23 protein-coding genes are annotated in these 26,189 nt (G+C 39.7%); all 23 read left to right on the top strand.

The features are described 5' to 3' along the window. The first annotated feature begins 347 nt into the window (after window positions 1–347). Window positions 348–2,192 carry a type I-B CRISPR-associated protein Cas8b/Csh1 gene (cas8b, locus tag FZP57_RS07165; RefSeq protein ID WP_191216145.1) on the top strand — a complete coding sequence of 615 codons (1,845 nt, stop codon included), beginning with the start codon at window positions 348–350 and terminating at the stop codon, window positions 2,190–2,192. Further along, window positions 2,185–3,162: a type I-B CRISPR-associated protein Cas7/Csh2 gene (cas7b, locus tag FZP57_RS07160; RefSeq protein ID WP_074359812.1), complete on the top strand. Its 978-nt coding sequence runs from the start codon at window positions 2,185–2,187 to the stop codon at window positions 3,160–3,162. Before cas8b ends, cas7b begins: the two co-directional genes overlap by 8 nt. A 10-nt stretch (window positions 3,163–3,172) precedes the next feature. Beyond that, window positions 3,173–3,886, top strand: coding sequence for a type I-B CRISPR-associated protein Cas5b (gene cas5b, locus FZP57_RS07155; RefSeq protein WP_074359811.1), 714 nt, complete (start codon window positions 3,173–3,175; stop codon window positions 3,884–3,886). Then, window positions 3,816–6,317 (top strand): CRISPR-associated endonuclease Cas3'', encoded by a 2,502-nt coding sequence (locus FZP57_RS07150; RefSeq protein WP_238338023.1) that lies wholly within the window; start codon window positions 3,816–3,818, stop codon window positions 6,315–6,317. The genes cas5b and FZP57_RS07150 overlap by 71 nt, the downstream gene beginning before the upstream one ends. 347 nt (window positions 6,318–6,664) lie before the next feature. Then, the gene (gene cas6 / locus FZP57_RS07145) at window positions 6,665–7,366 is read left to right on the top strand and encodes a CRISPR-associated endoribonuclease Cas6 (RefSeq protein ID WP_074359370.1); all 702 of its coding nucleotides are present in this window, start codon (window positions 6,665–6,667) and stop codon (window positions 7,364–7,366) included. Continuing rightward, window positions 7,363–9,186 (top strand): hypothetical protein, encoded by a 1,824-nt coding sequence (locus FZP57_RS07140; protein WP_074359369.1) that lies wholly within the window; start codon window positions 7,363–7,365, stop codon window positions 9,184–9,186. The genes cas6 and FZP57_RS07140 overlap by 4 nt, the downstream gene beginning before the upstream one ends. Then, on the top strand, window positions 9,186–9,503 hold the full coding sequence (locus FZP57_RS07135) for a hypothetical protein (protein WP_074359368.1): 318 nt from the start codon (window positions 9,186–9,188) through the stop codon (window positions 9,501–9,503). The genes FZP57_RS07140 and FZP57_RS07135 overlap by 1 nt, the downstream gene beginning before the upstream one ends. A gap of 1 nt (window position 9,504) precedes the next feature. Next, window positions 9,505–10,668: a type I-B CRISPR-associated protein Cas7/Cst2/DevR gene (gene cas7i / locus FZP57_RS07130; protein ID WP_074359367.1), complete on the top strand. Its 1,164-nt coding sequence runs from the start codon at window positions 9,505–9,507 to the stop codon at window positions 10,666–10,668. A gap of 9 nt (window positions 10,669–10,677) precedes the next feature. Continuing rightward, complete coding sequence (gene cas5 / locus FZP57_RS07125) at window positions 10,678–11,493, top strand: CRISPR-associated protein Cas5 (protein WP_074359366.1); 816 nt, start codon at window positions 10,678–10,680, stop codon at window positions 11,491–11,493. Further along, a complete protein-coding gene (gene cas3 / locus FZP57_RS07120) occupies window positions 11,493–13,982 on the top strand; it encodes a CRISPR-associated helicase Cas3' (protein WP_191216143.1) in 2,490 nt (829 codons plus the stop codon). Before cas5 ends, cas3 begins: the two co-directional genes overlap by 1 nt. A gap of 10 nt (window positions 13,983–13,992) precedes the next feature. Then, window positions 13,993–14,511, top strand: coding sequence for a CRISPR-associated protein Cas4 (gene cas4, locus FZP57_RS07115; protein ID WP_074359810.1), 519 nt, complete (start codon window positions 13,993–13,995; stop codon window positions 14,509–14,511). 139 nt (window positions 14,512–14,650) lie between these two features. Beyond that, entirely contained in the window at window positions 14,651–15,619 is a 969-nt protein-coding gene (cas1b, locus tag FZP57_RS07110; protein ID WP_074359809.1) for a type I-B CRISPR-associated endonuclease Cas1b, read from the top strand. 1 nt (window position 15,620) lies between these two features. Continuing rightward, window positions 15,621–15,884 (top strand): CRISPR-associated endonuclease Cas2, encoded by a 264-nt coding sequence (cas2, locus tag FZP57_RS07105; protein ID WP_074359364.1) that lies wholly within the window; start codon window positions 15,621–15,623, stop codon window positions 15,882–15,884. Between the two features lie 592 nt (window positions 15,885–16,476). Then, entirely contained in the window at window positions 16,477–18,900 is a 2,424-nt protein-coding gene (gene cas10, locus FZP57_RS07100) for a type III-A CRISPR-associated protein Cas10/Csm1 (protein ID WP_191216142.1), read from the top strand. After that, entirely contained in the window at window positions 18,893–19,297 is a 405-nt protein-coding gene (gene csm2, locus FZP57_RS07095) for a type III-A CRISPR-associated protein Csm2 (RefSeq protein ID WP_238337884.1), read from the top strand. Before cas10 ends, csm2 begins: the two co-directional genes overlap by 8 nt. Window positions 19,298–19,370: 73 nt before the next feature. Beyond that, window positions 19,371–20,075 (top strand): type III-A CRISPR-associated RAMP protein Csm3, encoded by a 705-nt coding sequence (gene csm3, locus FZP57_RS07090; RefSeq protein WP_191216140.1) that lies wholly within the window; start codon window positions 19,371–19,373, stop codon window positions 20,073–20,075. A gap of 5 nt (window positions 20,076–20,080) precedes the next feature. Next, window positions 20,081–20,986: a type III-A CRISPR-associated RAMP protein Csm4 gene (gene csm4 / locus FZP57_RS07085; RefSeq protein ID WP_191216139.1), complete on the top strand. Its 906-nt coding sequence runs from the start codon at window positions 20,081–20,083 to the stop codon at window positions 20,984–20,986. Beyond that, on the top strand, window positions 20,987–22,126 hold the full coding sequence (csm5, locus tag FZP57_RS07080) for a type III-A CRISPR-associated RAMP protein Csm5 (RefSeq protein WP_191216138.1): 1,140 nt from the start codon (window positions 20,987–20,989) through the stop codon (window positions 22,124–22,126). After that, entirely contained in the window at window positions 22,116–23,321 is a 1,206-nt protein-coding gene (locus tag FZP57_RS07075; RefSeq protein WP_074359357.1) for a TIGR02710 family CRISPR-associated CARF protein, read from the top strand. The genes csm5 and FZP57_RS07075 overlap by 11 nt, the downstream gene beginning before the upstream one ends. A gap of 41 nt (window positions 23,322–23,362) precedes the next feature. Continuing rightward, on the top strand, window positions 23,363–23,521 hold the full coding sequence (locus FZP57_RS07070) for a hypothetical protein (RefSeq protein ID WP_191216137.1): 159 nt from the start codon (window positions 23,363–23,365) through the stop codon (window positions 23,519–23,521). A 1,023-nt stretch (window positions 23,522–24,544) separates the two neighbouring features. Next, entirely contained in the window at window positions 24,545–25,669 is a 1,125-nt protein-coding gene (csx1, locus tag FZP57_RS07065) for a CRISPR-associated CARF protein Csx1 (RefSeq protein WP_074359355.1), read from the top strand. After that, window positions 25,561–25,836, top strand: a complete 276-nt coding sequence (locus tag FZP57_RS09770; RefSeq protein ID WP_394350638.1) for a TM1812 family CRISPR-associated protein — start codon at window positions 25,561–25,563, stop codon at window positions 25,834–25,836. The genes csx1 and FZP57_RS09770 overlap by 109 nt, the downstream gene beginning before the upstream one ends. A gap of 20 nt (window positions 25,837–25,856) precedes the next feature. Beyond that, window positions 25,857–26,159 carry a CRISPR-associated ring nuclease Crn3/Csx3 gene (crn3, locus tag FZP57_RS07060; protein ID WP_074359354.1) on the top strand — a complete coding sequence of 101 codons (303 nt, stop codon included), beginning with the start codon at window positions 25,857–25,859 and terminating at the stop codon, window positions 26,157–26,159. The last annotated feature ends 30 nt before the right edge of the window (window positions 26,160–26,189 follow it).

The raw sequence follows: 26,189 nt of genomic DNA, 5'->3' as shown, positions 1-26,189 counted from the left end.
TCAAAGTTACTATTTTTTTAAGGGGATGGAGCAGAATCTCATCCCTAGCGGGGCCTCAGGACTGATGAATCATGATGCACATGAAAATAAACATATCCGTGAAGGATGAAACATCACATTAAAACTTTATTATTTTTATTGAATAGTCAAATTTATATATTTAAACATCAAATTAAAATATGAGTTATATGTAGGAGAGTTGAAGTGGAGTTAAAAAATTGAATTTTTAGCTTTGAACACACTTGAGAGAGTTTAGATATGTCAGAGAATCTGGAAAGGTCCTTTTTCATGAAAAATGTTCTATAGTTATATAATGTAATAATAACATTTTATTAAGGGGGGTTGGAATGTTAACATCTGTTCGAGATCTGGGGAAATATCTCAGGATTTATGAGAATATCAGTGCTGAAAGGGCATTCATAGAGGCTAATAAACTTTCTGGAATCAAACATGTCATATGCGCGGTTTTTATAAAGGAAAACCATAAGTTAAAGTATGAAGGAATTCATCTGGAACAATTCACCGCTCAAAAGGTTGATAAGTATCTGTATAGACAATTCAGGCATCGATTGTGGGACACTGTTCCGACTTCTAGGGTTCAAACTCCTGATAAATTAATAGATAGATTGAAGAAATGGTTCATAACATATGCGGGAAAAAAGAATAACTTCTGGGGCGATGAATTAATAAAAAAATTGAATGATGTGGTTATTGACAAAAACGGGGATTTATCAGAAGATATTAAACAAGACATCGTTTCCATCCTTGAGGAGATACCTAAAAGAGAAATAAATAATACTCTTTTTACAGTAAAAATAAGGGAGGGTGAGGCTGAGAAATACCCGGGGGACATAGAAATCTTCAAAAAAATTTTCCGGGAAGAATCTCTTAAGAAATTTTATGAGAGGAAATTTGATAAGGAAATTATTTCTAAAGGTGTAGGAACCTGTTATCTCTGCGGGGAGTCTAAGGAGGTCTATGGCTTCGCATCGCCTTTTTCTGTTTATACAGTTATGAAAAAGGGATTTGCTTCAAATTTTGTCCAGGAAAATTCCTGGAAACAATTACCCCTATGCGAAGATTGTGGTATAAACTTAGAAATTGGCAAGGAATTTATTAATAACTACCTTTCAAAGTCATTTTTTGAATATAACTTCTATGTTATACCTTACTACGTGGTTGGAGACATTAATGATGTTTTAATTGAGGAGATAAAAGATGATGAAAGGAGGCTGAAAAGTAGAAGCTTGCTTTCATTGGAAGATGATATACTGGATATACTGAAGGAAAATAAGGATTTCCTCGTTTTTATATTTGTTTTTTATAAAAGGGGGCAGGGAGATAATTTTGATATACATAAATACGTTGAGGATGTACCTCCTTCATGGATAAAAGCGCTTTTTGAGGCTTTTTATGGTGTAGAAAAATCCATTTTTGAAGAGGAACAATTAAAGATGATCTTGGGTGACAAATGGTCTGGAGATCTGATTGATGGTTCATGGGATGGTAAGAGTAGGGGGGATATGACTCTAGGGGGCTTAATTAAAACCTTCTTTAAAGATCATGATAACTTCTTCCTTGATACTGTGGGCAATATTTTAGCTCAGAGAAGTTTAAATAGAGGATTAATTGTCTCTTTTTTTATTAAGCAGATAAGAACTGAGCATGTGAACGATAGGGATTTTGGAGAGAAGTTGTTGTGCTTGAAATCACTGTATTTGCTGGAGTTTTTGAATAGACTTGATTTATTGGGGGTAAATAATATGGATAAATTAAGACATTCTTCAGGTGAAGTGGAGAATACAGTTGTTGGCAAGATTGACTCGTTTTTCAAGGAGTTTGAAAACGTGTTTGATACTCCTGAGAAAAGGGCGGTGTTTTTGCAGGGAGTACTTACGAAATTTCTATTGGATGTACAGTATGCGCAGCGAAAATCCACTCCCTTCAGGTCTAAATTGAAGGGTTTAAAGCTTGATAGGAGGGATATCAGAAGATTACTGCCAGAAGTAACAGAAAAATTAAGGGAATACCGGGTTGCTTACCCACTACTGGAGGAGGAAGTTTCAAAATATTTGATTGAAACTGAAAATAGCGGATGGAAACTATCAAAGGATGATATAAGCTACTATTTTGCTCTTGGAATTAATTTAGGAGGCGCTTTTAAAGAAAAAAAGGGTGTTTACCATGAATGATTTTATAAAAAATAGATCTGAAATCCTGTTTTTATATGATGTGAAGGATGCAAATCCAAACGGAGATCCTTTAGATGAAAACAAACCCAGAATAGATGCGGAGCGAAATATAAACATTGTGACTGACCTGAGACTAAAAAGGACTATCAGGGATTATCTGCACAACTTCAGGGGGGAGGATATATTTGTAATAAAGGATGTAAAGAATGATGGCACGCAAAAAACTAGAGAAGAAAGAATAGAAGAACTTCAGCAAGACCTGAAAAAACTTAAAGTAAAGGATGATAAACGATTTGAGGAAGAAAAAAGATTAATTCTTGAAAAATATATTGATATGAGATTATTCGGTGCAACCATAGCTCTTAAGGGATCTGGTAAAAAGGGGGGACGGTCCATAACCTTTACGGGTCCAGTTCAGTTTAAATTCGGAAGATCATTACACGAAGTTGAAGTTAGGAGCATAAAGGGCACCAGTGTCATGCCATCAAAGGCGGAGGCCCAGCAAGGAACCTTTATAGAGACCCAAATTTTACCATACTCACTGATAGCATTTTATGGAATCATCAATGAGAATGCAGCTCGCACGACTTTCCTAAAAGAGAGTGACATCTATCTGCTGCTTGATGGTCTCTGGAACGGGACCAAAAATCTTATTACAAGGTCAAAGATTGGTCAGATGCCACGAATGCTACTCAGAATCATTTATAAAGAAAATAATTACCATATAGGTGATTTGGATAGGAAGATAAAGTTAATAACAGAGGGCATTGATGAAAGGGAGATAAGGGATTTGTCAGAATTCAAATTAGATGTTTCAAAACTATTTAAAACGTTGAAGGATAATCAGAAAAAGATAGATAGAATAGAACTTAAGGTTGATGATGAGCTTGAATTTGTTGATGGAGCTGAAACAATAGATTTCACTCAAAAACTTGGAGAGATAGCTGAACTGAAAACACTGGATTTATAATGTGAGCACCATGGAAATAGATAAGGTACTTGTGTTTGATATATGGGGAGATTACGGTCATTTTAGAAAGATAGAGACCACAACTTCCCCATTAACATATTCAATCCCACCCAAGACATCTTTAAATGGATTGTTAGCTGCTATTTTGGGTTTTGAAAGAGACTCCTATTATGAAATCTTTTCAAACGATAACGTAAAGTACGCTATAAAAATTTTGGAACCCATAAAAAAGATCAATATAAACATTAATTTGATTAACACCTCTAATGGGTTCTTCCTTTGGGATAATAAATCGCATCCACACTCTCCAACTCCCTTTGAGTTTATTAAGGATCCGAATTATAGGATTTACGTATGGCTAAAAGATCTTGAAATCTACAGGAAACTCAGACTTCATCTTGAAGAACATAAAAGTGTATTCACACCCTATATGGGTATCAGTGAATGTATTCTGAACTTCAGGTTCCAAGGAGAGGTGGATGTTTATAAGGTGGATTCTAATGAATATGTCCATACCGTTATTAGAAATAAAGATTTCAAAGTAGATAAAGAAGATCTGAAGAGAGGAATGCGGTGGACGATAGAAAACATACCTCTAACTATGGGCCCTGATCGAAGGGTTTTAAAATATGAAAGGGTACTTTTTGAACAGAATGGCAAATCATTGGGGGCCTCCGGAGGAGAGATATACAGGGCTGGTGAGAATAACATTGTATTACTCTAAACTCTATTCTCATCCTGATAAGCAATTGGCGGACCATTTAAAAAATGTGGCAACGCTATCAAGAAACATCATTAATTCAAAGTTTATAAAGAATAAAAGGCTCATGGGTGATATATCCTATTTGATAGGAGCCGCTCATGACTTTGGAAAATCCACTACAGCATTCCAGAAAATGCTGATAACCAATAAGAGGACAAAAAAAGCAAGTCACAGTTTTCTATCATCATTATTTGGATACTTCATTGTAAAGGATTTTTTGATCAAGACTGATAGGATAGATGAGCTATGGTATATTCCATCTGTTTCATGGATCGTTATAAGCAGACATCATACAAATATTGGGAATATAAAGGAAGAGTCGCGTAAATTGAGAGATCAAAAGAAAATAAGGCTTATAAAGGAACAGATGGAGGATATCAAACATAAAAAAGAAGAAATAGAAAATATTTATAATGAAATACTGGTTGACTTTGAGGATTACGATTTAGATTTAAACACATTTTTTGAAGAATTTGACGTTTTAGTTGGCGAAATATATAAAAAAACGAGGAAACTTGCCAGGGAAGGGGGTCTTAGAGCTTATTTTGAAATATTATTTTTTTACTCAGTACTCCTCGATTCAGACAAAATGGATGCATCGGGTAGTAAAATTCCTTCAAGAATTGGAAACCTGAGCAAAGACCTCGTAGATGACTACAAGGCTAAAAGGTTCAGATCCATCCAGAGAGGATCAATGGATAAACTAAGAGAGAGGATTTATCAGGAGGTCAATGAGAGGCTTGGAGAGATTGATATAAAAAGGGATAGAATTCTCTCAATAAATGTACCTACCGGCACAGGTAAAACTCTTACAGGATTTTCATTTGCACTGGGTCTTCGGGAAAGATTAAATAATGTTTTTTGTTTTGAACCAAAAATAATTTATTCACTACCATTTTTAAGCATAATAGATCAGAATGCAAGTGTAATAGGGGAAATTTTGAGTTCTGATAGGTTTAAAAGAAATTCAAAGATTCCATCGAATTTATTGCTTAAACACCACCATCTTGCAGATATAGAATACAGGGAACTGAGGAACAATGAATTGAACCTGCTAGATATTAACAGTTCTCTTATTTTAACAGAGGGATGGCACTCAGAGGTAGTAATAACGACCTTTTTTCAGCTTTTCCATAGTATATTAACAAATAAAAACAGAGCAGCCAGAAAATTCCATAACATAGTAAATTCGGTTATATTGCTGGATGAGATTCAGTCAATACCTCATAAATATTGGCATCTTATAAATATGGTTCTTAAACATCTCGCATTTGAATTTAATTGCTATTTCATACTAATGACGGCCACAAAACCCTTGATTTTCGATGATTCTGAAATAAAAGAATTAGTTAAGGATAAGGAGCTTTATTTTGAATCCTTTGATAGGGTTGTATTTAATTTTAATTTGAATCCATTGGACTTTGATTCATTTAAAGAAATGATCCTTGAAAAAATAAAAAAGGATGATAAAGACATTATGGTGGTATTGAACACGGTCAAATCATCCCAGAAACTCTACTGTTATCTTAAAAAAGAATTGTGCAATGATATCAAATCAAGAAGCTGTGTTGATGGTGATGGTATATGCAATTTCCCTGGCCTTGAACTGATCAATATGTCTACATATATTCTGCCCAGGTACAGACTCAAAAGAATAAAAAGAATTAGAAAAGATAATAAAAGAAAGGTTATAATAACCACGCAGTTGGTTGAAGCAGGAGTTGATATAAGCGTTGATGTAGTTTATAGGGATTTAGCACCGTTAGATGCAATAATACAGACAGCAGGGAGGTGCAACAGAAACTATAGTGGATCAAAAGGTGAGGTGAATATTGTAATTGTTAAGGATGAGAAAGGGAACTTTTTATATCAACATGTCTATGATCCTTTTCTTATAGATTCCACAAAAATTATCTTAAAAGATATGAAGGGCGAGGTGTCAGAAAATGACTTTGTATTTAGATCAGCAAAAAAATATTACCTCTTATTAAAAGAAAGAGGGTCATTCGACGAATCTTTAAATTTAATAGAGAGCTTAAAGTGCCTTAATTTTCAGGAAACTTCTCAATTTGCCCTTATAGAAAAGACGAGAAGTATGTCCATATTTGTGGAATTAGACAAAAAAGCGAGATCTATAAGGGAAGAACTTGATAATATAATGCAAATGGATCGTTTTATTCGAAAAAGCGAACTAATGAGGCTCAAAATATATATAAATGATTTTTCGCTGTCTATAAATTATGGTGAGGATAAAGGCCTGAATTCTCTGCCAATGATAGGTGAACTTGAAGATTTCAGGTATATCCCTTTAGAGAATCTAGAGGATTTTTACCTGATGGATATTGGCTTAACAGTGAAATGGCAAACTAATAAGCTAGGTTGCACTAAATGATTTTAAGTAATCTTTTAAAAGAAATTTAGACAGCAAAAACTGGATGTTCTTGTCACCTTATATTAGTGAAATCTGAGCTTAACGTATGACTATCTTCTATGATATCCTTAAAAATCATGTCCAGCAGAGAAAAATAGATTTTCATCTCTCAGGGTTGGAGGGGTCTCAGGACTGATGAATCATGATGCACATGAAAATAAACATATCCGTGAAGGATGAAACATCACATTAAAACTTTATTATTTTTATTGAATAGTCAAATTTATATATTTCAGCTTCTAATTAAATCACAGTGATTATACTCTGGAGGGATTGAAGTAAGACTGAAAATTGAACTCAAATCACCTATGAGGCCATTCAAGATTCCATACAACTACAATCACGTTGTATCCTCCATAATCTACAGAAGGATAGCTGACCTTGACCTTGCAAGTGAACTCCACTCCAGAGCTGGTTTTAAATTCTTCACGTTCTCACAGCTCAGCATACTTCGGAGAAAAACCTACAAGAACTTCCTGGTATCAGAGGATGGTAGATTCCACCTTTTCATATCATCACCGAATCATGAACTCATCAAGAACCTTGTAGAGGGGTTTATCGATAAACCAGAAATTGATTTTCTGAGGAGAAAGGTCCAGGTGGAGTATGTGGAGTTCCTTGAGCCCCCTGAATTCAGAAGGAACATGAAGTTCAGGACACTATCTCCGATAATCATTAAGACGGTGAAGAAGGATAATGGTGAACTAAGACAGTGGGATGTCAACCCTAATGACCTTAAATTCTATGAGAACATGCAGAAGAACCTTGTAAGGAAATACAGGGAATTCTATGGGGACTATGATGGGGATGAATACCTCAAGGTTATCCCCTATCAGAGTTCCATTAAGAGGAAGAGAATCATGATCCCTAAGGAGGGTTCTGAGACATACCATCGCGCCTATCACATGAAGTTCCGGGTAGAGGGTGACCCACGACTTCTAGAGTTTGGATACGACTGTGGCTTCGGTGAGAAGAACAGCATGGGATTCGGGATGGTGGTGTCATCATGAAATATGAATTCAAAGGGAGCTCAGACCTTGAATTTACAGGTAACTGGTTTATAGATGCAGGTATAATGGGTTTTGTAAGGCTCATGGAGGATGTCTATGGCTTCAGCATAAGGGAACTCCAGGAATTGGTTGAAAAACATGAAAAAGCAGTCTACTATGGTCTTTTCCCCTTTGCATACATCTACACAGAATTGAAAAGAAAGTCATCATCTGATCCTGTTTCATCTGATTTTATAGACAAATTTAAGGATGAAATTTTAGGAAGGGACTTTGAATCAGAAAAAAAGATCTTCGATTTCACCTGGAATAACTATGTGACAAGGGCCACTGAAAACCTATGGGTAGAAGACAAAATTAAAAAAATCCTCCCAAAGAAAAAATCTGAAGTGGGAAAAGTTAAATTTGGAAAATTTAAATTACCTGAAAAACTCAGGGTAACTGCTGAAAAGATCAAGGAACTTGAATTAAATTTAACTGCCAATTACGAAGATGAATTAAAGGAGCTATTGGGACACAAGAATATAAAGTATACAGAGGATATTCATAAAATCTTAGAAATCAAATCTCAGGATCTTTCTGATTTTAATGAAGAATTCTCTGATTCTATTGCTTTATATAAAACCAGACTGACTGAATTCATAGCTCTACTCAGGGAGTTCTGGGAAAAGGACGTTATAGGTGGGGGTGAAACGCCTGATGAAATGGATTCGTTTTATAGAATACCTATAGACAACAAGTTTTATAAGAATTTTCTGTTCTTCAATCCTTCCTCAGGTTATAAAAAACAGAGGAAAGGACTTTACGATGTGATGACTTTCAATATAACTGATCAGAAGATACTTAAGATGGTAGACAAAACAGTGAATAAGTTCTTAAAGTCCTATAAAGAGGCGGGGAATACTTACTATGCACCCATAGCAAGCAAACACTTAAAAAACTTCACAGAACACCTTTTTATATACCTACTCTGTTCTGACAGGGCATTCGAATTCTTTAATGGTATAGGTTATATTCTTTTCTATTCTAATGACATTGAAATCACATACAAGGTAAATAAAGGGTTAAAGATTAAAAAATCAAGGATAGAAGATACGAGCTTGCTTTTGAGTGCCACCTGGCAAGAAGTCATAGATGCTGTGGTAGAATTAAAATCTGAGTGGACCCTTGAGAACATGTACTTCATAAAGTACGCTAACATTGACAGTCAGACCCAGAGAATAATTGATGTTGAATATATCGGAATTTCCAGGATTCATTCAACAATCATTCTTGATGATACCATACGCGAAAGCCTTAACAGAAGGCTTCAGATCAGACAAAACGAATATAAATGGCTTTTAGAGGAGTTAATTAAAAATAGGCGACTTAAACCATTTATAATGGATCACATAATCCTCAGAGCGAATAAAAATACCCGCCAGCGGAATATTAAATCACTTCTCTATGCTCTTGCAGTGGATTCACAATTATTTTCACAACAGGGGCGACTGGTTTTTGAGGATCCCCTTAAAATTTCCCCCAGAATGGAAGAAACTATTTCAAAGATAAAGGATTCCTATAATGAGATGAACAGGGCGCGCAGGAACATCTCAGAACTCATAAAACAGAGCGAGAGGGAAAACATTTTACACCCCTTGGTATCGATAATAAGGAGGGGTAACAAGTATCTATTTGTAAACACCCTCCTGAAGGTCCTGACTCCCAAGAAAGATGCTCTAAAGTACTTGAATAGTTATTTATTTGAAAGAATCCTTCAGAATGACGACACATGGGATTTATATGCTACCGCCCTTATCACAGGACTTTTAGGAGGAATATAATGTCGAAGAAAATGAAACCAATCTCAGGGAGAGATTATAAGGAGATAAAGAGATACTCAATGCGCGCCTTTAAAAATATAGGCTCGGAGAGCTACCGTCAAAGGCTCGTATACAAGCTGTTGAACACTGCAAGGACAAATAATCAGACAGAGTTTTTTTCATTTCTTCTGAGGACACTCAATTCAAGAAAAGGTGACGAAAACATTAAAATGTTGTGCAATAAGTTGGGGTGGATCTATCCGCTGAACCAGGAAAATTTTGAGAAGGTTGCATACTCTATAATTTTAGGTATAATGGCTGCGAATAAAGGTGATTGAAATGTCAAGGTACATCGTTATGGATATTGTCTTTTATGGCAACTCTCTGAACTATGACCAGGGAAGTGGAAACTATCAGGAATTGAAGAAGATAACGAAATGGGACGGTAGGCAGTACACAATGGTAAGTAGATATGCATTGAGGTACAGCCTCCTTGATACAGCAGAGAAGATGAACATATTCAAAGTCGCGGATGCCGGGAATCTCATAAAGTCAGGCACTGGTGATAAAACTGTGATACAACCAGCCACAGAGTTTTTGCTTTCAGGCGAAATACTTAATTTTCCTGAATTCGACCTTTTCGGTTATCTGATAACTGAGACAACACCACAGAACTTCAGGACAGCCCCGGTTAAACTTAGCCATGCGGTTTCCATGACACCATTCATGTACGATGCTCATTTCAATGCAAACATAGGTCTGGCAAACCGTATGCGCAAACGTTACGGTGAAATGAAACCAAACCCCTTCACTGCGGAGGAGCATGAAACATTCTACCAGTATTCAATAGTTGTGGACGTCGACAGTATCGGAGAACTTGAGATCTACATCTCTGAGGATAGTAAGATAACAGTAAATGATGAAACATTCAAACCTGAAAAGATTGAGAATGATAAAGATGGTAATGGATTAACCATCCACCTGAAGAACAGAAAAAACAAAAAGAAGATACGCCAGTCAAAATCAGTTGAATTATGCGAATTTGATAAAATTGATAAGACTTACGTGATAAGATATCGCCTTAAGGACGAAGAAAAAATCAAAGAACGAGTTAAATCATTTATAACTGCAGTTATGAATCTTAAAAGAAGCATAAAGGCTCGAAATGAGGATTTATCCCCCAAATTACTTGTAATAGGGCTTTACAGGGACTCCCCCTATGAGACCTTCAGGGACAGGATCTCCCTGCTGGATGAATATAGGGAGGAGGAATACGATGAAATAGAAGAACGGGAGACAGACAGTGGTCGTATACTCAGGGTGAAGCATTTAACAAGTAAGACGAGGAGACCAATTTTTGAAATAAAGGGCTTAAAAGGGGAAGCTTCAGATGTTAAGGGAGCCGGCGATTTTGTAGAAAAAATCTTTGAAGGGAATGACGAACTTTCAGAGGTGGTAGTATTCACTGATCCAAGCATAGAAATTAAAACAGATGATAATTAGGGGATATAAATGGATAAAACCATTATAATCGAAGTATTCCAGCCATTCGCCCAGTACAGAAACCCATTCACCTTTGACTACGCACAGACATACCCTCTGAGCCCCAAATCAACCATCGTAGGGATGCTACAGAACGCAACAGGTAACTACTATGATGAAAGAATCAGCGAAGTTCAGGTTAGCATCCACGGACTCTTCGAAAGTTTCTTCTGGAATTACCAGAGCTTTATTCTGGGAGATATAAAGATGGTAACCCATAGGGGGAGACTGAAATTATGGAATAAAGGCTATCCCCTTTATAACGAGAACAAGAAATCACAGCGAAGCCCATCATACCAGCAGGAACTTTTCAATGGACATTATTACATATTCTTGAGGGGAGATAGAGACATAATTGGGGAAATTGAGGAATGCCTTAAAAGACCCGCCAAACCCCTTTATCTTGGCCGGGCAGAGGACGTAATATTCATAAGACGTATTCACAACACATTCGATGTGGAGGAACGGGAGGTGAAGAGCAACCTCTGGCTAACATACCCAACATACATAAAACTTGAACATGAAGATACTTTCTTTCCGATAAGGGATAAGAGGTTCCCTGTTTACTCCATACCTAAAAAGGTCCTCTTCAAAAATAAGGGCAGTAGCATCATATCAAATAAGGCCGAGCTGAATCCCTCAACAGAAAGGGTCCCCGAATTCGAGAATGTAATGTACACCGGAATGAACCAGGTAATATTCCTAGAGGACCGGGTGATGGTTGAGAAATTTAGACTTAATGATGGATTCATATTCAAGATACCTCTTAACTTTGGGTGGCTATGATGAATTTGAGTGATACTTTAAGGGCTAAGTCCAGCGACCAACCAAATTACCTTCTGAAAGAACACTTAAAGGAGACTGTTGAAAGAATAAATGATTTCTATGATTTCTTTAATAAAAATAAGGATAGATTTACATATGATATTGATGATAGAACATTCTCTGGTCTTGCAATGGCAGCAATTATCCATGACCTTGGAAAGGTGGATTATAACTTCCAGAGAAAACTCATGACTCAGGAGGAACTTGAAGGAGAATCCTGGAGACTCATCGATGAAGTTCTGGCACCACTTAAGTCCATTAAGAGATCTCCCCGTCATGAAATTCTATCAGTTATATGGAGCATCTTTCTCATGGGCAATGATGATGTTGATGCAAAGATGAGGACAGCCATACTTCTCCACCACTACAATGAATACTTCATAAATGAAAAGGATCTGATGGAACTCGTTTTCACCTACAAGGATACTTTTGAAACATACCTCTCATTTATACTTGAAAAAGGCGAAGTTCTCGAAGGATTTTTGCTTGAAGTCCTTGATTATATAGGATCAACCATAAAATCAGAACTTATAGATTCAGCCATTCATTTATTGAAATCCAGCATGGACTTTAGAAGGGCAGAAGAACTTCTTAGAAGGATAAGAGAATATGATGATGACATCTCTGAGATGGCGGCATTTTACGAGCCCGAAAAGGATTCAATTGATTTCCTCGTTATTTCAGGGATTCTCAGGAGGGCAGATTACTCAGCAAGCGCGGATACCAGAATAGAATCCTTTGATCCACAAGTGTATCTGGATGTTAATGAGAGGATCATATCCCGGTTCGGGAAGGATGTCTGGCAGTCAAACTTACTGCAAGAGGTGGGAAGAAGTGATAAAATGATCCTCATTGCACCAACAGGATCTGGGAAAACGGAATTTTCACTTTTATGGGCGGCTGAAAATGGCAGGAAACTATTATACACCCTCCCATTAAGGGTGGCACTTAACGATATCTTCATGAGGCTAAGGGGAAATGAAGGATATTTTGAACCCTTAGGGGTAGATATTCTCCACTCAACCGCGTTCATTGAGTACCTTAAGGAAGAAAAGGGTGGAAGAGAAATTGATGTTGATGCCATGTTAACATCTGCGAGGATGCTGTCCTCACCCGTACTCCTCACAACACCTGACCAGACACTTTTAACATCCCTTAATTACTTTGGCTCAGATAAAGTTATTTCCACTTACCCATTCTCTTCGGTTGTGATAGATGAAATACAGACCTATGACGAGGAAATGGCTGCAATTATAATAAAAACACTGGGAATAATAAATAACCTTAAAGGGAATGTACTCGTGATGACAGCAACCCTTCCACCATACTTCACTAGCTTCTTCGAAGCAATGAATTTCAGGGTCGTCGATGTTGCCACAGCAACCAACAATAACATAAAGAATCTTGACATGAAAAGACACAGATTCAAACTTATAGATAAACCCATGTTTGATGATGAACTTGAAGCTTCAGACGAGATTCAAAATTTCATCCAGGATAACAGCGGTAAAAACATCCTTATTGTTGTGAACAATGTTAGAAAAGCAATCGAACTTTACAGGAATCACTCAGAAGATGAAAACGCCTATCTTCTCCACTCAAGAATCCTTGAAAATGAGAAATCAGAGAGAATAAGAGATATAAAGGAAAAGAAGGAAAAAGGAGAACGTTTAATTGTTATATCAACCCAGATGATTGAGGCATCAGTGGACATTGACTTTGATATTATGATAACAGAGATTTCAACCATTGATAGCCAGATACAGAGATGGGGAAGAGTCTATAGAAATAGGCATGGGCATTATTCATCCCAGGACCCTAACATCATAATATTCACAGGTGCCGATAAAAGAACAAAAAGAATCTACGACGCTAAGGTTTTAAAGGCAACTATTCATGTTCTGAGGGACTATGAAGGCCAGCTACTTGATTACCGCCAAGAAAAAAGGATGGTGGATGAGACATTTGATTACAGAATAAATGGATTTAGCCTTAGGGAAATTTATGAGAAGAGGATCCATGATATTTTAGAGGATCTTGACTACTTTGAAGTTGAAAAGAAAAGCCAGGCCCAGAAGATATTCAGGAAAATGGCAGGTTATAAGGTATTCATACCGGATCTTGTCATGCAGTATTCTGACTCTGAGACAGAAAAACTATTCGCAGAGTTGATAAAAAAGGACTTTAAAACATGGAAGGATATTCTTGAAGAGATTAAATCTTTGACAGATAATGAATTATCGATTTGGGATCTCAAAAGAACATTATATGACTATTCAATTAACATACCTATCTTTTATGAGGAAAAAAGTGACTTCTGGGCAAGGACAGTTGGTGAATTCAGGGGATTCTATATATGGGGGAACATCTCATCAGAGAAACTGGAAGACCTCAAGGAGTTAGGCGCTGACAGCATTTTTGAAGAGACAGAATCTCCATTCATATCTTAAAGGCGATCACTTGATCTCAGAGTTTGAAAAGAACATCAAGATAAGGGGATTGCAGATTAACTACTATTTTGTATGTAAGCGGAAGCTTTGGTTCTTCTCACACCATATTCAGATGGAGAGAGAATCTGAACTCGTAATCCTTGGAGGACTACTTCATGAGGAATCATACAACAATGAAAAAAAGGAATTAATAATTGATAATCTCATATGTGCGGATTTTATAAAAAAAGGAAAAACACTGGAGGTTCATGAAGTTAAGAAGAGCAACAAGATGGAGACCGCCCACAGGTTTCAGCTACTCTATTACATGCATTATCTTAAAAATAAAAAAGGAATACAAGATATTAAGGGTGTTATTGATTATCCTAAGATAAAAAAAAGAACGGAGATAATTCTCAGAGAGGAGGATGAGAAAGAGCTGAAGAGGGTAATGAGTGAAATTAACTCTATAATTTTTGGAAAAGTTCCAAAACCAGTCAGAAAGTCCATATGTAGCAAATGCGCTTACTTTGAGTTATGCTGGATCTAGTTCTACTATAAAGTGAGAGGAAAAGATTATATGGGGTCATGAAGTTCACCTGATAACCCACTGCCAGGTTTGATAATGACAAGGAAAAATATTATTGACTACGTATTATGCTCTGAAGATGAATCAGAGCTGTTTGATAATGACAAGGAAGAATTATTATATAACAACGGATGGTGTCTTGAAAAGAAGAGAGAACACTATATATTTTATAAATAAGGATTCAAAACGTCCACTTCCCATCAACAAGATATACACAATATATAGTTATGGGGCTCTTAGTATTTCCTCCCAGGTTCTGAATCTTCTTTCAAGGGAGAGCATACCAGTCCATTTTTTTAACAGATATGGTTACTACACGGGCTCCTTTTATCCACGCGAGTCCTTAATTTCAGGGGATCTTATAATTAAACAATCTGAACATTTCCTGGATCATGAAAAGAGAATTGAACTTGCAAAGTACTTTGTCAGAGGAGCTGCCCATAATATGCAACGGGTGCTGGATTATTATAAAATAGAAAATGGTGTTGGAGAGATACTTAGGAGTCTTGATAATTCCAAATCAATTACTGATGTTATGAATGTTGAAGCAAGGATACGCGCAGATTACTACACAATGCTTGATATGATCCTTCCTGACGACTTCAAAATTGTTAAAAGGACTCGAAGGCCACCCACTAATATGATGAATTCACTTATTAGTTTTGGGAATTCTCTTCTATATTCAACCATCATTAGCGAGCTCTACAATACACAACTCAATCCAACGATATCTTATCTTCATGAACCCTTTGAGAGAAGATACTCCCTTGCACTGGATCTCAGCGAAATCTTTAAACCAATACTTGTAGACAGGCTCATTCTTTACATGATTAAAAAGAAGATTATTAAAATAGGGGATTTTGAAAGGGACATGAATTACTGTCTTCTCAATGACTCTGGAAGAAAAAAATTCATAATTGAATATGATAAAAGGCTCAGCAAGACCATCAAGCATAAGGATCTGGGAAGGAAGGTGTCCTACAGGCGCCTTATAAGACTTGATGCCTATAAGCTCATAAAGCATCTCATTGGGGAGAAAAGGTACGAACCATTTAGGATCTGGTGGTAGAATGTATATCATCATAGTATATGATATAGGGGTTGAAAGGGTTAATAAGGTCAAATCTTATCTTAGAACAGAGCTTTACTGGATACAGAATTCTGTTTTCGAGGGTGAAGTTACACAGAGCCAGTTTAAACGAATAAAAACCAATTTAAAGAATATAATTGACAAAGAAAAGGACTCTGTAATAATATATTCATTTAGATCTGAGGATGCTATGGAAAGGAAGGTTATAGGTAAAGAAAAAGCCCCGATGGATTTTGTAATATGATTAAATTAATTACTTTTTTGTTTCAGGACTTTAAGAGTAATATATGATGGAAACAAGAATTATGAATCCTTCGTCCATGACATGATTCTGAGAATATAATTTATATTAATTATTACTTTAATCTTTATTTTATGTTTTTAGTTTTTATATGAATCATTTTAAATATTACCATGCTTAAATCTTTCATAATTGAGTATAAATAAATTTTAGATCACCATATTCTCATTCAGAGCATTTCATGGGATATATGAAGCGTTTTATTGGGGATCGACGAATTTATAACTCTAAAAGAAAAAAATTTTGAAAACGAAACAGGTAAAATACGGGAAAAATCGCCCGGGTTAAAATCAGACCAATTTGGGATTGAAATTATTTTTTTATCTTATAAGGTTCTAATCATCCATTCCAGATTTCTTTTACTTTCACAGAAATAATCTTTCTTTTAAGGAGACTGTTCAATCATACCCTGAGACTAGCGCGGTCGGTTAGTATTCACATTTACCATATAACCTTTTTCATTTAGTCTCAATCATAAATTATATATTACTCATCATATAGTTTTATAATCAAAACGTTAATTCTGGTGTTACAAATGAAACTTGAAGATATACAGCTGGCTGCCCTTCTTCATGATATAGGTAAATTTTATCAGAGAACATCTTTACAACTCAGTAAATACAAGGGACGCACTGACCTGGACCTTGGGCGTTCAGGAGCCCATGGTAAGTGGTCAGCGGAATTTGTAACCGAAAATAATCTTGGGGAGGACATAGAGGACCTTGTACTCTACCACCACAATCCTTCAAACTCCAGAAACCCTGAGTACGCCAGAATAATAAGGGATGCGGATCATCATTCAGCCTCTGAAAGGAAAAGTGCTGAATCAAAACAGAAGGTTAAGGAAAACCCACTCATATCGGTATTCTCCCGGGTTAACATAACTGACGAGAAACCTGAAGGCGAGTACTACCTGCCGCTCAGGGAACTTGATCCCAGGAGTCTTGACAGCATAAAACCTGAGAGGATGAAGAAGGCGGTGATGTCCGGCTACAACCTTACAGGGGAATACAGGAGGCTTTGGAAGCTCTTCTCAGATGAAATGAAAGGACTTAGAAGACCGGATCTCAACACAGTATATCATCTCCTGAGGAAGTACACATCACTCATACCGTCAGCCGTTTACATGAGCGTACCGGACATATCACTCTTTGACCACCTCCGCACTACGGCCGCCCTGGCCGGCTGCCTGTACCTCCAGAGGGAGGATGGGGGGGATGGTAAGCCATACCTGATAGTATCCGGTGACGTTTCGGGGATTCAAAACTTCATAACAAGTGTGGCGTCGCCTGATGAGGCTCAGAAGGGGATGAGTAAACGTTTAAGGGGAAGATCCCTCTACATAAGCCTCCTTACGGATGCTGTTGCAAACAGGATAATCTCTGAGATGGGCCTTTCCCAGTCAAACATCCTCTTCTGTGGAGGAGGCCACTTCACCCTTATACTCCCCAACACGGAGGGTGCGCGGGGCGTCCTCGAGGGGGTCTCAGATGAGGTTAACAGGAGGTTCATCGAGGCCTTCAACGCTGAACTTTACCTTGCAGTTGCAGCTAGGGAGGCGGATGGAGATGAGCTTAAGGACTTCGGGGCCATCATGGATGACCTTGCAAGGGAGAACCTTAAAAACAAGAGGTCAAAGTTCAGGGGCCTCCTAGATGACTTCTTCAGGCTGGAGGATGAACAGCCAGCAGGTACATGTGCCGTCTGCGGTCTGCCCTCAGCATCATCCATCTGCAGCTCATGCAGGTCCCATGAGGAACTGGGCGCCAGGGTGGCAAATGCAGATTACATGATAAGGGTTCAGGGTTCCATGGGATCTGATTTCAGTGAAGCAGGGGTATCGTACTTCTTTGAGACCGCGGATTCTATAATTTCAAGGCTCGAGGGACTTGCAGGTCATGATGGGCGGATAGATGTGCTTAGGCTTAACAGCACGGACTTCCTTGAAATCCAGGAGACTATTCAGGCTGAAAACGTTTCCTTTGGCTTTTCCCTTATGGGGAACACCGTGCCTGCGGCTGATGGACGCGCCCTTGACTTTACGGAGATATCATCCCTGAGCATTGGGGCGAGTAAACTGGCCGCCCTGAAGATGGACGTTGACAACCTGGGTCAGATATTCAGCCAGGGGCTTGATTACAGGTCGATATCGAGGATTTCAACCATGAGCTCCTTCATGGACCTTTTCTTCCTCGGATACATCAACCAGGTGGCATCGGAGTTCTTCTTCCTCAGGGACCCGTGCAAGGAATGCAAGGGGAAACTCCTGGAGACTGAGAGTGAAATTGGAACTGTATACAAGGCAGGAGGGGCTGAGATCTGCGAGGGGTGCAGGGAGCGTTCAACCCCCACCATATACATAACCTACTCTGGAGGGGATGATGTCCTGGTATTCGGCCCATACGATGATGTTGTTGCATTCGCCGGAAGACTCAGGGATGAGTTCAGGGAGTGGACGTGCAGCAACCCGTCCCTGGAGATATCAGGGGGTGTGTTCATGGGGGGACATAAGTTCCCGGCCGGTAAGGCGGCTGAGATCGCGGATGAACAGCTCGAGAAATCCAAGAAGCTGGGTAAGGGTAAAATATCGGTCTTCGGGGAGACGGTCCAGTGGGATACGGACCGGTTCATCGGGTTCACCGAGCTCCTGGAATTCGGCAGGAAACTGGAGGATAACCAGAGGGCGGGTAAACTGTCAAAGAACTTCATATATTCACTTCTGAAGCTCTGGGAGTCATCATTCGATGAGGATGTAAGGGATTCTGATGAATGGATTGATTCACAGGAGACGAGACTCAGAAAAAAGGATTACGTCCCCTACTATGTGTATAAACTTCGAAACATATCAGATAAACAGTTAAAAAAGGATCTGTTTAATGACATCAGGTTCATCCCGTGGATCAGGATACCGGTCTCATGGGTCAGTTTAAGAACAAGAAATGGTGATAGCCATGAGTGATCTGTCTGTTAAGGATATTAAGAATGAGATAAGTAGACTTGATAAGCTCAGCGACCTGGAGGTGAAGAAATACGCTGACACCGGAGGATATGCTGATGTGATAGCCAGGGCGAACAAGAAACTTAAAACAACACAGTTAAGGAAGTTCTTCGGGGCCATAAGGAGCATGGAAAAGAAAGCAGATTCATGGGAAAAGATAGAGGCCGATTTCTACCTCCTCAAACCACAGCTTGCAAATGCGCTTGGAAGAGACCTTATACCCCGGGAATTCTATGAGATAATGATGGCGATAATGGACAGGGTCGACAGGGGAGATGATGCTGAGAAACTTGAAAATTTCAGGGTCTTTGTAAGTTTTCTTGAATCAATAGTAGCCTATCATAAGTTCTATGAGTGAAATAGTCGGAGGAGATGAAGTAACTCTCGGATAAAAGCCCATTAAGCTATATCATGAGGATGAAGGTGTTAAAATGAAGTTCCAGAAAAATTATATTATATCCGGTGAAATCCTGTGCAGAACAGGACTCCATATAGGGGGGTCCAAGGACTCCATTGAGATAGGCGGCTCAGACAATGTTATAATAAGGGACCCCATAACGAGGCTTCCCTACATCCCGGGGTCATCCATCAAGGGTAAGATGAGATCCCTCCTTGAACTTGCACGCGAACGCTTAACCAAGGGTGGTCCATGCAAATGCGGGGAATGTGAAATATGCAGGGTGTTTGGCAGCGCAGCGGATAACACCAGCAACCTTGGACCGACAAGGATAATAGTAAGGGACGCCTTCCCCACAGATGAAACCATTGAAACCTGGGATGAGAGCACTGATGTTGTTGAAGGCGCTGAACTGAAGTATGAGAACACCCTGGACAGGATAACCTCAAGGGCAAACCCCAGGAACCAGGAGAGGGTCCCCAAGGGTTCAAGGTTCGGGTTTGAGATGGTGGTGAGTGAATACGAGGGCGACGACAACAACCTGAAACTGGTAATTGAGGGCCTCAAACTCCTTCAGGACAGTTACCTTGGAGGTAGCGGGACCAGGGGTTACGGTAAGATCGAGTTCAGGGATATAAAGATCATGGAGAGACCCGCCGAATATTACCGTGGGAAGTCCGCTGAGAAATCCCTGGGGGACTTCGAATCCATTTCAACCATCAAGTTACCTGAAGAGTGAGTTAAATGCTCGTCTACCTTAAACCAGAGTCCTCCCTCCCGCGGCTGTCCTCGGACACCATATTCGGGGCATTGATCTACGGTTTCAGCCAGCTCTACCCTGATGAGGTGGATGACATAGTTGATCTCTTTACCGAGGAACCGCCCTTCCTTATATCATCAAGCTTCCCCTACATTGAGGGGGATGAGAGGCTGCGCTTCTACCCGAGGCTTATAACGGAGCCGGGAAGCTATGACCCCATCAGCTTCAAGGAGTACAAGGGAGCCTCATATATACCTGAGGAAGTCTTCATCGAATGGACCTCCGGGGAAATATGTGAGGAGGACATAGTGAATTCTATGGATGATTACAGGGTTTACGGGGGCCTCCTGATTGATAGAACAGATTTAAAGTTCGGGGAGAAGGAATTTGAGGAGCCCCATAACGTTGTGAACAGGATTGAAAGAATGACCGAGGGAGTGTTCCATCTGAGGCGGGTCTTCTATGAGAACATGGGGAGATTCTTCCTTGTGAGGCTGAGGGATGCATCCTTCAGACCATACATTGAGGCGGCCCTGAGGTTCCTCTCTGACAGGGGCTTCGGCCCTGATGTGTCAACAGGGAAGGGAGCGTTCAGCTTCGAGGTTGACAGCAATCCCCTTGAGGATAATGCTGGTGAAAGGTTTGTAACGCTTTCCAGGCTTATCCCGGCACGGTCTGAACTTGAAGACATAACAAGGGGCGCCTGGTTTGAACTGGGATCAAAGAGGGGGAGAGGCCCTGATGGTGAGATAAGGAAGCAGGTCAGGTTCTTCAGGGAGGGTTCAACCTTCAGGGACACCGGCAGGGAGTACTACGGGACCATGGTCAGGTCGGGGAGATCCGCAGTGGAGTACGGTCTGGCATATAAATTTACACTTGGTGGTGGTTAATTGAAATGCACCCTTCAGGTTATAACACCGGTTCATGTTGGGAACGGGTTGAAGTACGGGCCCCAGGAGTTTTACACTGGAAGGACAAAGGATGGGAAAAAAATTTTTGGGAGGGTTGACGTCTCCCGGTTTTACTCAAACCTTGATGATGACTTGAGGGATAAGTTCATCCATAATCTATCAACACCCGACTTCAGACTGGACAGTATCAAGGAATTTAAAAGAACTGCAAGAAAGTCAGTGAGATACAGGGGGCTTCTTAAAACCGATGCCTCAGAGGTAAAAGAGGTTAGTGAACATATTAAAACCCTGGATGAACTCTATATCCCTGGTTCATCCATCAAGGGCTCCATAAGGACAGCCCTTCTCTATGAACACCTCAGCGGTGATGAACTCAAGGGTATCTCAGAGGCAGTTTCACAAGCACTTGAAAGTAAAAGAAAGAGGAACTGGAAGACTTTGAGGAAAAAACAAGAAGAAATAAAGGATATAATAGACAGTTTTTTTGCATCTGACAGAAGAGAAACCGCAAAGAAGGATGGGAGAGAAACCGCAAAGAAGAGCATAATGAGGTTCCTTGAGGTCACAGATACCACCACATTTAAATCACCCGCAATCTATCCCGTCAAGGTTCTGAAAGTGTCGGATAACAGTTATAAGAGATTCCGTTATGAGAACTTCCTAATTTACATGGAGTTCCTACCGAAGACAAAGAGAAAACTGGAATTTGAGATGAACTTCACCTATAATGGAAGGTATGATCGTATCGGGCTGGGGAATAAGCGCCGCCTGGTCACCCCTGAAACCATAAAAGAGTCACTGTACACCTTCAGCAGGGATTACATAGAACATGAAAGGAAGTTCGCATCAAGGTATGGTGTGGATTTCCTTGAGAAGATATACAGAAAGCTTGGGAAGCAGAACTCTCCTGATGCCCCCCTCATGAGGATAGGTCACGGAAGCGGGTTCCTTGCAACCACGATAGGCCTCAGATTCAAGGAGGATGATCCCATGACCTATGAATCCATAAGGAAATTTAAGAGGGGAAGAAGCTATCAAGATGAGTTTCCAAAGACAAGAAAGCTTATAGATGGGGAGATACCTCCTGGCTGGGTTAAGGTGATCTTCAATGAAGAGTAGGGTACTTTTCATGACCGTCGGGACAGGGACAGGTGACAGTAATGAAAGGGTGAGGAGCCTTGCCCATGGACTTCTCCAGTCAATATACCATAGAAGACCTGATAGAATAGTGTTCTTCGGGTCTGATAAAAGCAGGGAGACCCTGGATTACCTTCTGGAGGAGGCTAAGAGGGAGGAGAAGGATATACCTGAATACGAGTTCATTGAGGTACGTGAAGTTGACAGGGTCAACGAGTGGCTCGAGGTTTTTGAGGAGCAGATGAAGAAGTACAGGGATTACGATGTGGTGGTGGATTACACATCAGGGACCAAGACCATGACCTCGGCGGCCTTTGTCATGGCAATCCTTTACAGGAAAGAGGTTTCGGTGGTTTCAGGGTTCAGGGATAAAAACGGAACAGTTCAGAGGGGAACGGAGCAGGTTATAACCCAGAACATGTACCAGGTATACGATAAACTGAGCATAAGGCGCTTCAAGGATCTTTTCAACCTTGGCAGGTTTGAAACAGCCATAGATGTACTTGAGAATGATGTGGTTAATCATAATAGAAGGGACGCCTACCTGAACCTCACAAGGGCGTACCTCCACTGGGACCTATTTGAACATGAGAAGGCGTTAGATTACCTTAACAGTGAAGAGGTCAGGTCCCTGGATGAACTCGAGGATGTTATAAAGAGGAACAAGAGGATACTGGGGGAGATTGTCAGTTCAAGGACCGGGAAACGGAAATTCAAGTACAGGCCTTTCCTGCCTGACCTCCTTGCAAATTCCAGGAGAAGGGCTTCTGAGGGCAGGTATGATGATGCAGCGGCCCGGCTTTACCGTGCGCTTGAACTGATAGCACAGGTGATCATCGAGGAGAAATACGGTGATGAGACAGACAGCCTCTCACCTGATAAGTACAGTATGGGGACAAGGTCAACGCTCAAGCTCAATGCTAAGAGGCGTGTAGCCCTCAGGGATGCGTATAAGCTCCTTGCATGTGAGGATTATGACATTGGAAAGGCTTTCATTGAGGATAATAGGGTGATGGATCTTCTTACCGTTAGGAACTATTCCATACTGGCCCACGGCCTTGAACCTGTTAACAGGGATGATTATAAGAAGTTCTATGATAGGGTTCTTTACTATGCAAGGATCCTGGATAAAGATATAGATTCGAAGATAGAGGATGCCACATTCCCCCAGCTTTAATAATTTTTTAATTATCCAGGTGAATTATGACAGGTGACCATATGGAGGACTATATGGGGCTCTGCGGCGCCCTCAGGAGCACCATCCTCAAGTATAGGATGGGTGGGGATGATAAGCTCCTGGTCCTTGAGGCGCTCCTCACACTTGACGGTGAGGATGGTGAACTCCTCCTGGAGGGGTTTCAGGAGGATCTGGAGTAATCGGGGGAGGTCCGGGATCGTGACATGGGGGGCGGGGTCTTTAACGGGTTAAATTGGAGGATCTGCGGAGGATCAGTTCCTGGAAGGTCCTGTGAGGATGAAATGATTTGAGGGGGGTTTTTGTTCTTCATCATCAGGGTTTGGTCTGCATCACTGTGATGGTGCTGGCCCCTACACCATCCATGGGGATCTAAAGGGGAGGGATAATATGAAGGAATTGAGCGAGGCTCCTTTCAAGTGCAATTATCATGGTTGTGGGTGAGAAGGGCGGGCTCCTGGTCAACCTACCCGCGACGGATCCTCAGATGGTGTCTGGGTATGTCAAGTTCCCTGTGGATGTGCGACCTGCTGAAACGCATCGGTGAGTTAAAATCAGATCATCATTTAAGCCTAATTGAAGTTAAAGGGGGACACCCTTATGGCTGGATGGGTCATGTGTAAGGAGAAGGGGGGGTGAGAATAATGGATGAGTTATCACTATTATTACTATCTTTGATCGTCGCAGCGATTCTGGTCCCAACGGTAGGGTTACCTGTTTTAATGCTCTTTTTAATGATAATACTCCTGAAGATGTATCCTTTCCTGACTTATATTCTGGTATTTATTGTTCTAATCTTAATTTTATGGTCTTATCTTGGGGGACGCCTATTATTTTTAATATTATTTATTCTATTTCTTTTATTCCTGGGCGCTTTTTGGGATGGCGGGTAGGAGATGTGGCAGAATCACAATGAGGGCGCGGCACTAATGCAGAGAAACTTTCGGCGCGAACAAATCTTTTTTTACTACCCATTTTTACCCACTTTCTTCAGAGCAAGCCCCATAAACATATAATATTTTAATTCATCTGCCACTTCTTACCTGTTCAGTTCTGAGTTTAGGATCAAGGGTTTAATATTTAACACTCGGTCATAAGCCCTTTTCCATGTACCTGAAACAGCAACTCATTTTATTTGTACTTATCAAGAATATAAACTGGGGGGCGAAGCCATTCCTGCAGATTGTTACGGTAAGGTGTAATAAATGAAAGTTTTAATAGCTCCGTGGGGAAATCCTACACGTTGGAAGGAAGTAACATACAGTCTGGAAGGGAATAACCTAAAATCTAAAACTTCATTAGCACTCCTTCAGGAGACTGTAAATCCAGATAAAGTTATTATAATTGGCTTAGATACTCTTGCAGAGGGAGGTTTAGATTATTTAAGCGTAAAGGAAAATGCGAAGGAACCTATTAAATCTTCAGTTAACTTTAACCAAGATCTCAGTGTCCTAGTGGCTCCCGGCATCGGGGTTTTTAAAAACGGTGCTTTTATTGGGGAAGCTCTTGATTATTATTACTACATTTTAACCGCCATTTCATTAGAACTATTGGAACTTTTTGATGATTCAATAGAGATCCATCTTGACTTAACACATGGGCTGAACTATTCTACGGTACTTACCTATAAGGCTGTCAAGGATATATCAGAAGTATTTTCAGTTTTTGGGGATGTGAAGTTTAAAGCTTATAACGCGGATCCCTTTGGATCAACAGACAACCTCAAAATAAATATTATTGAGGACGTAAAGGTAGTTCCAAGACCCTTTACTGGGGTAATTAAAGGGGGGTCTGGGCAAAGAGTCCTGGAACCACAAGTATTATCTCCAGAAGAGAGAAAAAACCTCTATAAAGAAGATTTGAAGTTTTTAAGAGAAATAGGTAAATCTGAGATTTCTGCTTTTCTTGGGGCCATGTATAATGGTTTACCTCTGGCTTTATTTAGGTTCTATCCGGACAGGGATAAACTGAAAACCTTGATTGATAATGTCATTGAAAACTTTGAGAAATATACATGTATAGAAAATGGCGATGGAAAACTTAATGTAAAGAGGAAGTTAAGATTTGGAAAGGATTTCGAAGCGTATCTGTTCAGCTATCTGACCTCAGTTTTGCTGAAAAAAAGGGAACTGATTTCTTCGCGGAAGAGTGAAGTAGAAATTAAGGAAATAAAGAAATTAGCCAATGATTTGTTCAATTCGATGGAAGGTTTAAGAATAGAATTAGTAATGACATTTCTAGGATTGAAAGAGATACGGGGGAGGAAGATAATTTCGATTGGAAAACTTATAATGAATTTTATGGTGAATACGGTAAGCAAGCTGATCTAAGAAAACACGGTAAACAGCAACCTGATCTAAGAAATTTCCTAGCACATTCTGGATTTGAAAGGAACATGGTTCAACTTAAGAAATTTGAGGGCAAAGTGTACCTTAAATACGAGGACAGTATGATTAACACTATAAAGCGTTTCTGTGCGTTCAGTGATCAAAATTAAAGGTTTCATGGAGTCTGAGGATGTCTGTTGATTTCAAAATTATAGAAAAGAAGAATTATACAGTAGTTCATTTTGAACTGAAGGATAAAGTAACTCCTAATATCCTAAAAAACATGAATCCTCCAGGTTTAAGGTGCTCAAAGGGTGTGGTAATAAGTGGGCGTGGCCCAATATGGCTTCACTGCTATCTTGTCCATTATTATCATCCCACATCATTCATCGCTACCTATGACCCTCGTGTTGAGGGGGCAATAATTGTAGAGTCTCATAAAAAAGGTTATGAGACGGGGGATGTTATAAAGGTAGATTGTGATAATTTATAGAGTAAAATAATCTCTTAAGCACGTTCAATG

The organism is Methanothermobacter sp. THM-1 (assembly GCF_009914355.1).
GTDB lineage: Archaea > Methanobacteriota > Methanobacteria > Methanobacteriales > Methanothermobacteraceae > Methanothermobacter > Methanothermobacter wolfei.
Note: the sequence above shows the minus strand (reverse complement) of the source record. Positions and strands in the feature narration are given on the sequence as shown.

Coding starts and splice junctions, on each gene's coding strand:
- csm4 (WP_191216139.1), top strand. CDS start 20,081: ATGCTCGTCTACCTTAAACCAGAGTCCTCCCTCCCGCGGCTGTCCTCG.
- cas7b (WP_074359812.1), top strand. CDS start 2,185: ATGAATGATTTTATAAAAAATAGATCTGAAATCCTGTTTTTATATGAT.
- csm3 (WP_191216140.1), top strand. CDS start 19,371: ATGAAGTTCCAGAAAAATTATATTATATCCGGTGAAATCCTGTGCAGA.
- cas6 (WP_074359370.1), top strand. CDS start 6,665: ATGAGGCCATTCAAGATTCCATACAACTACAATCACGTTGTATCCTCC.
- cas5b (WP_074359811.1), top strand. CDS start 3,173: ATGGAAATAGATAAGGTACTTGTGTTTGATATATGGGGAGATTACGGT.
- cas7i (WP_074359367.1), top strand. CDS start 9,505: ATGTCAAGGTACATCGTTATGGATATTGTCTTTTATGGCAACTCTCTG.
- csx1 (WP_074359355.1), top strand. CDS start 24,545: ATGAAAGTTTTAATAGCTCCGTGGGGAAATCCTACACGTTGGAAGGAA.
- cas3 (WP_191216143.1), top strand. CDS start 11,493: ATGAATTTGAGTGATACTTTAAGGGCTAAGTCCAGCGACCAACCAAAT.
- FZP57_RS07135 (WP_074359368.1), top strand. CDS start 9,186: ATGTCGAAGAAAATGAAACCAATCTCAGGGAGAGATTATAAGGAGATA.
- FZP57_RS07150 (WP_238338023.1), top strand. CDS start 3,816: ATGGCAAATCATTGGGGGCCTCCGGAGGAGAGATATACAGGGCTGGTG.
- cas1b (WP_074359809.1), top strand. CDS start 14,651: ATGACAAGGAAGAATTATTATATAACAACGGATGGTGTCTTGAAAAGA.
- cas8b (WP_191216145.1), top strand. CDS start 348: ATGTTAACATCTGTTCGAGATCTGGGGAAATATCTCAGGATTTATGAG.
- FZP57_RS07070 (WP_191216137.1), top strand. CDS start 23,363: ATGGAGGACTATATGGGGCTCTGCGGCGCCCTCAGGAGCACCATCCTC.
- cas5 (WP_074359366.1), top strand. CDS start 10,678: ATGGATAAAACCATTATAATCGAAGTATTCCAGCCATTCGCCCAGTAC.
- cas2 (WP_074359364.1), top strand. CDS start 15,621: ATGTATATCATCATAGTATATGATATAGGGGTTGAAAGGGTTAATAAG.
- csm2 (WP_238337884.1), top strand. CDS start 18,893: ATGAGTGATCTGTCTGTTAAGGATATTAAGAATGAGATAAGTAGACTT.
- cas10 (WP_191216142.1), top strand. CDS start 16,477: ATGAAACTTGAAGATATACAGCTGGCTGCCCTTCTTCATGATATAGGT.
- FZP57_RS07140 (WP_074359369.1), top strand. CDS start 7,363: ATGAAATATGAATTCAAAGGGAGCTCAGACCTTGAATTTACAGGTAAC.
- FZP57_RS07075 (WP_074359357.1), top strand. CDS start 22,116: ATGAAGAGTAGGGTACTTTTCATGACCGTCGGGACAGGGACAGGTGAC.
- crn3 (WP_074359354.1), top strand. CDS start 25,857: ATGTCTGTTGATTTCAAAATTATAGAAAAGAAGAATTATACAGTAGTT.